Annotated in this window: 10 protein-coding genes; 3 read left to right on the top strand and 7 right to left on the bottom strand. The window is 58.7% G+C overall.

Annotation, left to right across the window (positions count from 1 at the left end; translation table 11 throughout):
- Positions 1 to 23: 23 nt before the first annotated feature.
- The 3 genes from rpoD to rpsU all read right to left on the bottom strand — a co-directional run bounded on the left by rpoD (position 24) and on the right by rpsU (position 4609).
- On the bottom strand, positions 24 to 1871 hold the full coding sequence (gene rpoD / locus DKY63_RS17320; RefSeq protein ID WP_110965185.1) for an RNA polymerase sigma factor RpoD: 1848 nt from the start codon (positions 1869 to 1871) through the stop codon (positions 24 to 26).
- Between the two features lie 67 nt (positions 1872 to 1938).
- Positions 1939 to 3912, bottom strand: a complete 1974-nt coding sequence (dnaG, locus tag DKY63_RS17315) for a DNA primase (RefSeq protein ID WP_110965184.1) — start codon at positions 3910 to 3912, stop codon at positions 1939 to 1941.
- Positions 3913 to 4393: 481 nt separating this feature from the next.
- Positions 4394 to 4609, bottom strand: a complete 216-nt coding sequence (gene rpsU, locus DKY63_RS17310; RefSeq protein WP_002551877.1) for a 30S ribosomal protein S21 — start codon at positions 4607 to 4609, stop codon at positions 4394 to 4396.
- 199 nt (positions 4610 to 4808) lie between these two features.
- Between rpsU and tsaD the strand changes: the two genes are divergently transcribed.
- A complete protein-coding gene (tsaD, locus tag DKY63_RS17305; protein WP_110965183.1) occupies positions 4809 to 5837 on the top strand; it encodes a tRNA (adenosine(37)-N6)-threonylcarbamoyltransferase complex transferase subunit TsaD in 1029 nt (342 codons plus the stop codon).
- A 20-nt stretch (positions 5838 to 5857) separates the two neighbouring features.
- On the opposite strand, the gene plsY is transcribed toward tsaD, so the two are convergent.
- On the bottom strand, positions 5858 to 6427 hold the full coding sequence (plsY, locus tag DKY63_RS17300) for a glycerol-3-phosphate 1-O-acyltransferase PlsY (RefSeq protein WP_110965182.1): 570 nt from the start codon (positions 6425 to 6427) through the stop codon (positions 5858 to 5860).
- A 74-nt stretch (positions 6428 to 6501) separates the two neighbouring features.
- Here plsY and folB point away from each other — a divergent pair, with 74 nt between their 5' ends.
- Both folB and folK read left to right on the top strand, forming a co-directional pair.
- Complete coding sequence (folB, locus tag DKY63_RS17295; protein ID WP_110965181.1) at positions 6502 to 6858, top strand: dihydroneopterin aldolase; 357 nt, start codon at positions 6502 to 6504, stop codon at positions 6856 to 6858.
- Positions 6849 to 7367 (top strand): 2-amino-4-hydroxy-6-hydroxymethyldihydropteridine diphosphokinase, encoded by a 519-nt coding sequence (gene folK, locus DKY63_RS17290; protein ID WP_110965180.1) that lies wholly within the window; start codon positions 6849 to 6851, stop codon positions 7365 to 7367. Before folB ends, folK begins: the two co-directional genes overlap by 10 nt.
- A gap of 82 nt (positions 7368 to 7449) precedes the next feature.
- On the opposite strand, the gene DKY63_RS17285 is transcribed toward folK, so the two are convergent.
- The 3 genes from DKY63_RS17285 to DKY63_RS17275 form a co-directional block, all read right to left on the bottom strand.
- Positions 7450 to 8679 (bottom strand): multifunctional CCA addition/repair protein, encoded by a 1230-nt coding sequence (locus DKY63_RS17285; RefSeq protein ID WP_110965179.1) that lies wholly within the window; start codon positions 8677 to 8679, stop codon positions 7450 to 7452.
- Between the two features lie 63 nt (positions 8680 to 8742).
- Complete coding sequence (locus DKY63_RS17280) at positions 8743 to 10305, bottom strand: SpoVR family protein (protein ID WP_110965178.1); 1563 nt, start codon at positions 10303 to 10305, stop codon at positions 8743 to 8745.
- Positions 10302 to 11573, bottom strand: coding sequence for a YeaH/YhbH family protein (locus DKY63_RS17275; protein WP_110965177.1), 1272 nt, complete (start codon positions 11571 to 11573; stop codon positions 10302 to 10304). Before DKY63_RS17275 ends, DKY63_RS17280 begins: the two co-directional genes overlap by 4 nt.
- Positions 11574 to 11772 lie beyond the last annotated feature (199 nt).

Raw genomic sequence — 11772 nt, 5'->3', positions numbered from 1 at the left:
GGCCTGGGCCGGGGGTCTTGTGATTACTCGTCGAGGAAGGAGCGCAGATGCTCGCTTCTCGTCGGGTGGCGCAGCTTGCGCAGTGCCTTGGCTTCGATCTGACGAATCCGCTCACGGGTCACGTCGAACTGCTTACCAACTTCCTCGAGGGTGTGGTCGGTATTCATGTCGATACCGAAGCGCATGCGCAGTACCTTGGCTTCACGGGCAGTGAGGCCGGAGAGAACTTCGCGAGTCGCTTCTTTAAGGCTCTCAACGGTTGCTACATCGATTGGCGACTGCATGGTCGAGTCTTCGATGAAGTCGCCCAGATGGGAGTCTTCGTCATCACCGATCGGGGTTTCCATGGAGATCGGCTCTTTGGCGATCTTCAATACCTTGCGGATCTTGTCCTCAGGCATTTCCATGCGTTCGCCCAGCTCTTCCGGCGTCGGTTCACGACCCATTTCCTGCAGCATCTGCCGGGAAATACGGTTGAGCTTGTTGATGGTCTCGATCATGTGCACCGGAATACGGATGGTGCGGGCCTGGTCGGCGATCGAGCGAGTGATCGCCTGACGGATCCACCAGGTGGCATAAGTCGAGAACTTGTAGCCGCGACGGTATTCGAACTTGTCTACCGCTTTCATCAAGCCGATGTTGCCTTCCTGGATCAGGTCGAGGAATTGCAGGCCACGGTTGGTGTACTTCTTGGCGATGGAGATCACCAGACGCAAGTTCGCTTCCACCATCTCTTTCTTCGCGCGGCGGGCCTTGGCCTCACCGATCGACATGCGACGGTTGATGTCCTTGATCTCGGCGATGGTCAGGCCGGTTTCGGCTTCCAGCGCGGTCAGCTTCTGCTGGCAACGAACGATGTCCGGTTGCAGGCGGGCGATGGCTTCAGCGTATTTGGCTTTGCCTTTGGCCAGTGCGTCGGTCCAGCTTTCGTCGATTTCATTGCCCGGGAACTGGCGCAGGAAATCGGCACGCGGCATGCGCGCATCACGAACGCAGAGCTGCATGATTGCACGCTCTTGCTGGCGCAGACGATCCAGGGCACTGCGTACACGCTCGACCAGGCCTTCGTACTGCTTCGGCACCAGTTTGATCGGCATGAACAGCTCGGCCAGGGCCAGCAATTCGGCAATTGCCGCCTTGTTGTGGCGACCGTGCTTTTTCAGGGCCTTGCGAGTGATGTCCATCTGATCGGCAACAGCGCCAAAACGCTGTGCAGCGATGACCGGATCCGGACCGCTTTCGGCTTCTTCCTCGTCATCCGAGCCTTCAGATTCCTCGTCATCGTCGGAGTCATCCGCTTTTGCGGCCTTCTCGTCGATCGGCGGAGGTACTTCGGCGGGAGGTGGCGCAATGCCGTCGTCCGGGTCGATATAACCGCTCAGAACGTCGGACAGGCGACCGCCTTCGGTGGTGACGCGAGTGTACTCGGAGAGAATGTGCTCAACCGTGCCAGGGAAGTGCGCAATCGCGCTCATCACTTCACGGATGCCTTCTTCGATACGCTTGGCGATTTCAATTTCGCCTTCACGGGTCAGAAGCTCCACCGTACCCATTTCGCGCATGTACATGCGCACCGGGTCGGTAGTGCGGCCGATATCGGTCTCGACCGCTGCCAACGCAGCGGCTGCTTCTTCCGCAGCGGCCTCGTCGGTATCGGCGTCGGCCAGCATAAGGGCGTCCGCATCCGGAGCAACCTCGTGTACGGGGATCCCCATGTCGTTAATCATGCGGATGATGTCTTCCACCTGCTCCGGATCTGAAATATCCTCGGGCAGGTGGTCATTGACCTCGGCGTAAGTCAGGTAACCCTGCTCACGACCCAGTTTGATCAAATCGATAATACGAGACTGCTGTTGCGCTTTTCCGGACATAACACCCTATCCACTGAAGGTCTTGGCGGGCAAAAAACAAGCCGAGGATTATACCTGAGCTATGACCTCACGCGCCAGTTGAGGTCGGGTTGGATGCGGAAACATTCTGTTTTAAGAGGTCTCGCATCTGTTTTGCGATCTGGGATTGCTCTTCAGCCGATAATCCCGGCTGCCTTGCTTTCTTGATGAGTTCGTCGAGGGTCTGCGTGTGCTGGCCCGCGGATAACCTTGTAATGGTGTCTAAAAACTGCTGTTCAAGGTTGTCGCCGTCAATTAACCACTCCTTTTCCGCGAGTGCTTTCAACAGGCGCCCTTGCTCTGTTCCGTGCCAGCGGGCCATCAACTGAATTGAGTTTAGCTTAGGATTTTTCTGCACCGCTTCGATCAAGGCGATCAGTACCTGAGCATAGGTGTTGCTCTCGTTGGCAAAATGATCGGCACTCTCGACCTTGCCGGCCAGTTGCGGGTAGTGGATCAGCGTGCGCAGGGCGATCAGTGTCGGCGCTTCTACCGCCACAGGCGTGCGTGGAGCATAGGACTCATCGCGATCACCGCGCTTGCCGTTTTTGCTCCAGGGTTTCTTCTCCCATTTCTTGCCACTGCCGGCACCCTGTTTCTTGGGCGTCCATTCCTGCTGGGGCGCGTAGGCCTCCTGAGGCTGATGGAAGTCGGAATAGTCCGGCATGGCGTCGTAATCCATGCCCGGATCATAGGCGGGTGGCGCATCCTGGGGTGCACTTTGCACCAACTGACTGACAGCCTCGCCACTCAAGCCCGTGATTTCCATCAGGCGCTGGCGCATCAGGGTGCGCAGGTTGGCGCCCGGCACTTTTTCGATCAACGGTGCGGCGAGAGTGGCCATGTGGGCCTTGCCTTCGAGGGAGCGAGGGTCGGCTTCTTCGGTCAGTTGCTGGAAGAAGTAATCGGCCAGCGGCTGCGCATGTTGGTTGATTCGAGCGCGAAAAGCATCGGTGCCTTCGGAGCGGACCAGGGTGTCCGGGTCTTCGCCCTCGGGCAAGAACAGGAAGCGCGCGCGACGACCATCCTGCAGGCTCGACAGCGTTGCCTCCAGTGCACGCCAGGCGGCATTGCGGCCAGCCTGGTCGCCGTCAAAGCAAAACAACACGTTGGGCACCACGCGGAACAGTCGCTTCAAGTGTTCTTCACTGGTGGCGGTGCCTAGCGTCGCGACAGCATTACGCAGACCTTGTTGGGCCAGGGCAATGACGTCCATGTAGCCTTCGACGACGATGATTTCATCGAGGCTACGGTTGTTCTTGCGCGCCTCATACAGGCCGTAGAGTTCCTGGCCCTTATGAAATACAGGGGTTTCAGGCGAGTTCAGGTACTTGGGCTTGTCGTCGCCCAGCACCCTGCCACCGAATGCGATGATGCGCCCGCGGCTGTCACGAATCGGAAACATCACGCGATCGCGGAAGCGGTCATAGCGTTTGCCGGTTTCGGCGTTCTCGATCAGCAGGCCGGCATCGATCATGGCTTTCTGCTGCAGGGTGTCGCTGCTCAAGTGTTTGAACAGGTTGTCCCAGCCCGGTGGGGCGAAGCCAAGGCCGAAATCCCGGGCGATTTCACCCGTCAACCCACGACCCTTCAAGTAATCCACGGCGGCTTTGCGCGCCGGATGGCTTTTCAGGGCCTGGCGGTAGAAGTCAGCGGCGGCCGTCAGCAGCGGATACAGCGGCGAATCGGTCGGCTGCCGTGGTTTTTGCCGACGGCCGCTCTCTTCGCGGGGGATTTCCATGCCGGCGGCTTTGGCCAGTTCTTCGACAGCCTGGGGAAAGTCCAGGTTGTCGTGGTCCATGATGAAGCCGAGGGCATTGCCGCCAGCGCCGCAGCCGAAGCAGTAGTAGAACTGCTTGTCGGGGCTCACGCTGAAGGACGGTGTTTTCTCTTTGTGAAACGGGCAGCAGGCCGTGTGGTTCTTGCCGGCTTTCTTCAGTTGCAGGCGCGAGCTGACCACATCGACGATGTCGGTGCGGTTCAGAAGGTCGTCAATGAAGCTCTGGGGAATCAGCCCGGCCATGGCGTTCTCGTCGTCTGCTCTGAAGGGTGCCCTTAACGATGGGCGGTCGAACGCGGGTCGTTGTTTGAGGCGCACAAAATAGGCGGCTCGACCGGTGTCGTCTGCATAATCGCTGTCGGGAAGTGTATCTGCCGAAAATCCACTGACATTAATACCGATCAGTATTCGACTATTTGAAAGTGTTTCGCTGAATCCGGCTGCGACCGGTCGTCGGTCTCGGATAGCTCATCATTTGGCACGCAAGCGGTGCCTTGGGCTGATCGTCGTGAGAGGAATCAGTGGGTGTGCTCGTCAGTAGCCTTGGAAGGCCCGTCAGAAAAGACGTGCACCGCTGGCAAAAGAGCCAGGTCTGACGCGGTGAAGCGGATTTGTCTCGGTCGCGTCTGCGGCTTTGACGGTGAAGCATCAAGCGTTTTACGCAAATGCCATAAGCCCGGCTGAGGGCCGGGCTTGGCAGAAGCTTGCTACGATCGTCTGTGTATTAGTACAGACGAACGGCGCGGCGCTGTTCGCGCTGAACTTTCTTGGCGTGACGCTTAACAGCAGCAGCTGCCTTGCGCTTACGCTCAGAAGTTGGCTTCTCGTAAAATTCGCGGCTACGAACTTCAGCCAGTACACCGGCTTTTTCGCAGGAGCGCTTGAAACGACGCAGAGCTACGTCGAAGGGTTCGTTCTCTTTTACTTTGACGGCTGGCATCCAGAGCTACCTTCATTCATTACCGGGGTCAACATCCTCGCGGCAAAAGAGCACTTGAAGACGTCGGTTTTTAAGGGTTGCGGATGTTAACCCCTCGTGGCTCGGAATGCAAAGCCTCTGATCGAAAACCGCTGGTCGGGGCATCACGCGGCGACTATTATGCGCGCCTTCGAATTCAGCCTAAACAAGGCGCAGACCCATGCTAGTACTGGGATTAGAGACATCTTGCGACGAAACCGGCGTCGCACTTTACGACAGTGAGCGCGGCCTGCTGGCCGACGCGCTGTTCAGTCAGATCGACCTGCACCGCGCCTATGGCGGTGTGGTCCCGGAACTGGCCTCGCGCGATCACGTCAAGCGCATGCTGCCCTTGATCCGTCAGGTGTTGGCCGAAGCCGACTGTGTTCCGACCGAGATCGACGCCATCGCCTACACCGCGGGTCCCGGGTTGGTAGGCGCCTTGCTGGTGGGTGCTTCCTGTGCCCAGGCGCTGGCCTTTGCCTGGGGCATTCCGGCGCTGGGCGTGCACCATATGGAAGGTCATTTGCTGGCGCCGATGCTGGAGTCGCAACCGCCACAATTCCCGTTCGTCGCTTTGTTGGTATCCGGCGGCCATACGCAACTGGTTCAGGTCGACGGCATCGGTCAATACACACTGTTGGGCGAGACGTTGGACGACGCCGCGGGTGAAGCTTTCGACAAGACGGCCAAGATGATGGGCCTCAACTATCCGGGTGGCCCGGAAATCGCTCGCCTGGCCGAGCAAGGGATTTCGGGGCGTTTCACCTTCCCGCGTCCGATGTGTGATCGCCCTGGCCTGGACTTCAGTTTCAGCGGCCTGAAAACCTTTGCCTTGAACACCTGGCAACAGTGTGTGAGTGCCGGGGACGACAGTGAGCAAGCCCGTTGCGACATCGCGCTGGCGTTCCAGCAGGCCGTGGTGGAGACTTTGACCATCAAGTGCAAGCGCGCCCTCAAGGCGGCCGGCATGAAAAGTCTGGTGATCGCCGGGGGTGTGAGTGCCAACAAGGCGTTGCGCACCTCCCTGGAGAAGATGCTTGGCGACATGAAAGGCAATGTTTTCTATGCCCGCCCACAGTTTTGCACCGATAACGGCGCGATGATCGCGTTCGCCGGCTGTCAGCGCTTGCAGGCCGGCCAGCAGGAAAGCCTGGCGATCAGCGTGCAGGCCCGCTGGCCGATGGAGCAGTTGTCGGCGTTGTCATGAGTGGTGCTCACGCCCGGCATCTAAAAATGCCGTTCGCGCCCGGCGAACAGGTCGCGTAAATTGCCGCGATGGCGCCAGACGATCAATCCCGTGAGCGTCGTCATCGGCAGCAGTGCCGCCGGTTCTTGCCAAGCCAGCAACGGCAGGGTCAGCGGCGTGGCGATCAGGGCCGCCAGCGAGCTGGTGCGGGTCAGGTAAAACGTCAGCATCCAGGTGCAGATGGCCAGCAGGGCAGCGGGTGGATAAAGCCCGAGTAACATGCCGGCAGCGGTGGCGACACCTTTGCCGCCGCGAAAGCGGAAGTAAAGCGGGAACAGGTGGCCGATGACGGCGCAAACGCCGATCCAGGCCTGATCCTGCAGCGAAAGTCCCGCAATGCCGGCGATCAGCACGGGGAGCAAGCCTTTGCAGAGGTCACCCAGTAAAGTCAGGATGGCGAGTTTCTTGCCAGCCAGGCGCAACATGTTGGTGGCGCCGGCATTGCCTGAGCCACTCATTCGCGGATCGGGGTTACCGGTCAGGCGGCTGAGCAAAATGGCGAAGGACAGAGAGCCGAGCAGGTAGGCGAGGATCGCCAGTAACCAAAACATGCTAACTATTCCGGGCGAGGACGCCCTGATTCTAACGGCGCAATGCGCCCTTGTCGTCTAGCGGAGAAAAGTGCTTGGACAGAGTGTTTATCGAGGGCCTGGAAGTCGACACCGTGATTGGTGCCTACGACTGGGAGCGAGGCATCCGACAGTGCTTGCGTCTTGATCTGAGTTTTGCCTGGGATAACCGCCCGGCCGCCGCCGGTGATGACCTGACCCTGGCGCTTGATTACGCCAGTGTTTCGTCGCGCATCCAGGCCTTTGCCGAGCAGGCGCAGTTCCAGCTGGTTGAGACCTTCGCCGAACGCCTGACCGAAGTGTTGATGAGCGAGTTCAAGATTACCTGGATGCGTCTCAAACTGACCAAGCCGGGTGCTGTTCCTGCCGCTACCGGTGGGGTGGGCGTGGAGATCGAGCGCGGATGTCGCTGACTCAGGTGTACCTCGGGCTCGGTAGCAATATCGAGCGCGAAGCCCATTTGCAGGCCGGCCTGGACGCTCTGGCAGGCTTTTTGGTGGATATTCACTGCTCGCCGGTCTTCGAAAGCCAGCCCGTGGGGATCAAGAGTGGGCCGTTCTTTAATTTCGTGGTTTCGGCCTTTACTGATCTGCCGCTGATGGAGCTGGATCGCCGGCTGAAGTTCATCGAAGCCGACAACGGCCGCTACGCGCCGGACCGCAAGGGTCTACCGCTGGATATCGATGTGCTGTTGTTTGGCGATCTGGCAGGTAACTTCGATGGGCTGATTTTGCCGCGGGCCGAAATTCTGAAAAATGCCTTTGTGCTGTGGCCGCTGTCGCTGATTGCGCCGGATCGAGTGCATCCTGGTGTAGGCAAAAGCTTTGCGACTTTGTGGCGCGAATCGCAGATTGATCAGGTGTTGGCGCCGGTGGCGTTCGAGTGGTGTGGCAAGCAACTGACGCCTTCGAATTTGTTGTGACGCTGCTGGCACCCTCGCGGGCAAGCCCGCTCCCACAGGATTTTCACTGTACTTGAGGGAGCGGGCTTGCCCGCGAAGCTTTTCAAGCCGACGCAGTCTCTTTGTAAGCCTTCAGCGCCTTGAGCCGCTCACGTTTGATCGCTTCACCCAGCTCCGGCCCCTTGAATCCTTTCTCCAGCAACGGCTGAACCGCCACGCTCCGGGCAACATTCGCGGCTCCGCGTAAATAATCCGCCTGTGGATAACTTCTCTCTTCCAGCCCTTTGCGCCCACGGGCATCCATCTCGCACGCCGCGATGAACTCCTCGAAACGCTGTGGCCGACGATAGACGTCGAAGCTTTGCAGCAGCTCCAGCAAGGTCGTTGGTTTCAGCTCCAGCGCGCGGTGGCCATGGGTGTGATATTCACCCACCAGCAGCGCCAGTTCCTGGCAATCCCTTGGCGCCTTGAAGCGCTCATTGACGGCCTTGATCAGCTTGAGCCCCTTGAATTCGTGGGCAATATGCCGTGGCCATTCCTCTTCCGGCGTCAGCCCCTTGCCCAGATCATGCAGCAGGCAGGCCCAGCGTACGGTCAGTGGCTGTTTATGCCGGGCTGCTTGCTGCAAAACGCTGAGGGTATGCACGCCGGTGTCGATTTCCGGGTGGTGAGCCTCCGGTTGCGGCACCCCAAACAGCGCGTCGACTTCCGGCATCAGCACCTTGAGTGCACCGCAGGCGCGCAGCACTTCGACGAATACCTGTGGCTGGTTTTCCATCAGGGCGCGGCAAATTTCTTTCCAGCTCCGTTCCGCCGTCAGGGCTTCCAGCTCACCGGATTCGCTGAGTTGGCGCATCAGTTCCAGTGTTTCCGGTGCGACCGTGAAGCCCAGTTCGGCATAACGTGCGGCAAAACGGGCAACGCGCAGGACTCTGAGTGGATCTTCGGCAAACGCAGGGGAAACGTGACGCAGAATGCGCGCTTCGAGGTCGCGCTGGCCGTGATAGGGGTCGGTCAGATTCTGATCGTCGTCCTCGGCCATGGCGTTGATCGTCAGGTCGCGGCGGATCAGGTCTTCTTCGAGGGTGACTTCGGGACTGGCGTGAAAAGTGAATCCACCGTAACCGCGCCCGCTTTTGCGTTCGGTTCGGGCGAGGGCGTACTCCTCACCGGTCTTGGGGTGAAGAAACACCGGAAAATCCGCGCCGACCGGGCGATAGCCCAGGGCGAGCATCTCTTCGGTCGTGGCACCGACCACGACCCGATCAATGTCGGTAACCGGTAGTCCCAGCAGGCGATCACGTACAGCGCCGCCAACTTTATAGATCCGCATAAAAAACCTCCGTTAGCTCGACAGGATAACCGTTGCGTCGAACTTTCGGAGGCTTATACAGGATCAAAGATGGATGACGGCCAGGTCCAGGCGGCCGTAATCACCTTCGGCATGTTCACTTTTTGGTGGTACATGATGGGTCTTCATCACCTGCTCCCCTTGCAGGGTCTCCAGATGGATATCGAAGCCCCAGAGGCGGTGCAGATGCTTGAGCACTTCTTCAGTGGACTCGCCAAGCGGTTTACGGTCGTGTTGCTGGTGGCGCAGGGTCAGAGAGCGATCACCGCGGCGGTCGATGCTGTAGATCTGCACGTTGGGTTCGCGATTGCCCAGGTTGTACTGGGCGGCGAGGGTTTCACGAATGATCCGGTAGCCACCTTCGTCGTGAATTGCCGGGACCAGTAGGTCGTCCTTCTGGTCGTCATCGAGGATGCTGAACAGTTTCAGGTCGCGGATCACCTTGGGAGACAGGTACTGCAGGATGAAACTCTCATCCTTGAAGCTGCTCATGGCGAACTTGATGGTCGACAGCCAGTCGCTGCCGGCAATTTCCGGGAACCAGCGACGATCTTCTTCCGTTGGTTCTTCGCACATGCGCCGGATGTCGCGATACATGGCAAAGCCCAGGGCATACGGGTTGATACCGCTGTAGTAGGGACTGTCAAAGCCGGGCTGGAACACCACGCTGGTATGGGACGTCAGGAACTCCATCATGAAGCCGTCGGTGACCAGGCCTTCGTCGTACAGGTCGTTCATCAGGGTGTAGTGCCAGAATGTGGCCCAACCTTCGTTCATGACCTGAGTCTGGCGTTGTGGATAAAAATACTGGGCGATCTTGCGTACGATACGCACGATTTCCCGCTGCCACGGCTCCAGTAGCGGCGCATGTTTTTCAATGAAATAGAGGATGTTTTCCTGGGGTTCGGCAGGGAAGCGTGCGTTGTCTTTCTCGCTGTACTTGTCCGCGCCTTTTGGAATGGTGCGCCACAGGTCATTGATTTGTTTCTGCAGGTGTTCTTCCCGGTCTTTTTGCCGACGACGTTCTTCTTCGGCGGAAATCGGGTAAGGGCGTTTGTAACGGTCGACGCCGTAGTTCATCAGAGCATGGCAGGAATCGAGAAGGTCCTCGACCGCGTCGATACCGTGGCGTTCCTCGCATTGCATGATGTACTGCTTGGCGAACACCAGGTAATCGATGATCGAGCTGGCGTCGGTCCAGGTGCGGAACAGGTAGTTGCCCTTGAAGAAGCTGTTGTGCCCGTAGCAGGCGTGCGCCACGACGAGTGCCTGCATGCAGATGGTGTTTTCCTCCATCAGGTAGGCAATGCACGGATCGGAGTTGATGACAATTTCGTAGGCCAGCCCCATCTGGCCGCGGCTGTAGGATTTTTCGGTGCTGAGGAAATGTTTGCCGTAGGACCAGTGGTGATATCCCAGCGGCATGCCGACAGAGGCGTAGGCGTCCATCATCTGTTCGGCGGTGATCACTTCGATCTGGTTAGGGTAGGTGTCGAGGGCATAGCGAGCCGCGATACGACTGATTTCACGGTCGTAGGCCTGGATCAGCTCGAACGTCCATTCGGAGCCGGTGGAAATGGGTTGGCGCTTCTGCTCTTTGGCGGTCATGTCACTAACCTGCGCTGGAAGAGTTCACGGAAGACCGGGTAGATATCTCCGGCCGAGACCAGTTGTTGCTGGGCAAAAGTGTCGGAAAAGGCTTCGGCAATGCGCTCGTATTCGAACCACAGGGCCTGATGTTCGCGCGGGGTGATCTCTACGTAAGTGTAGTACTGCACGAATGGCATGATCTGGTTGATCAGGATGTCGCGGCAGATCGGCGAGTCATCGTTCCAGTTGTCACCATCGGAGGCCTGGGCGGCGTAGATGTTCCATTCATTGGCGGGATAGCGCTCGGCCATGATCTCCTGCATCAGTTTCAGGGCGCTGGATACGATGGTCCCGCCGGTTTCGCGGGAATAGAAAAACTCCTCTTCGTCCACTTCGCGGGCGCTGGTGTGGTGACGGATGAAGACTACGTCGATCTTGTCGTAGTTACGCTTCAGGAACAGATACAGCAGGATGAAGAAGCGCTTGGCGATGTCCTTGGTTGCCTGGGTCATGGAGCCAGACACGTCCATCAGGCAGAACATCACCGCCTTCGAGCTGGGGTTGGGTTGTTTGATGAGCAGGTTGTATTTGAGGTCGAACGTATCGAGGAATGGCACGCGATGAATTCGCGCGCTGAGTTTTTCGATTTCGGCTTCGAGTTTCTGGATATCGCCGAAATTGTCTGGTTCTTCCTGCTTGATTCGCAGAAGTTCTTCCTTGGCTTCGCGCAGTTTCGCGCGGCTGCTGCCGGACAGGGCAATACGCCGCGCATGGGCCGAACGCAGCGTACGGATAATATTGATCCGCGACGGATTGCCTTCGTTGCTGATCCCGGCGCGCACAGTCTTGAACGTGTCGGTACCGGTCAGGTTGCGTTTGACCAGGTTGGGCAATTCAAGATCCTCGAACATGAACTCGAGGAACTCCTCCTGGGTGATCTGGAAGACGAACTCGTCCATCCCTTCACCCGAATTACCGGCCTTGCCCGGCCCCCGGCCTCCGCCACCTCCCGGCGGACGCGCGATGTGCTCGCCGCTGGTGAATTCCTTGTTGCCGGGATGCACGACGGTCTGTTTGCCACCGCGACCATGGTGAAGTACCGGCTCATCGATGTCGCGACCGGGAATGCTGATTTGCTCGCCGTGTTCCATATCCGTGATGGAGCGCCGGCTGACTGCCTCTTCGACGGCCTTTTTGATGTGGTCACGATAACGCCGCAGAAACCGCTGACGGTTTACCGTGCTCTTGTTCTTGCCATTGAGACGTCGGTCGATCACATAGCTCATGACTGCTCCTTAGAAGCTGTCCCGAAAGGGGCGAGCGATCAGGCAGCACGCCAAGTGCCAAGGGATATGCACGCTCCCCCAAGCGCCGTGGATACTGCATGAACCTCGCTACCGACTTTCGAACACCTTCCAGAGGCCTGTGTAGCAGAAAATGCGTAGACAGGCCTCCGGCTGACGACAACCGGTCTTGCCGGCGGCG

Source organism: Pseudomonas putida, from assembly GCF_003228315.1.
GTDB classification, from domain to species: domain Bacteria; phylum Pseudomonadota; class Gammaproteobacteria; order Pseudomonadales; family Pseudomonadaceae; genus Aquipseudomonas; species Aquipseudomonas putida_S.
This window is presented reverse-complemented; position numbering and strand designations above follow the sequence as displayed.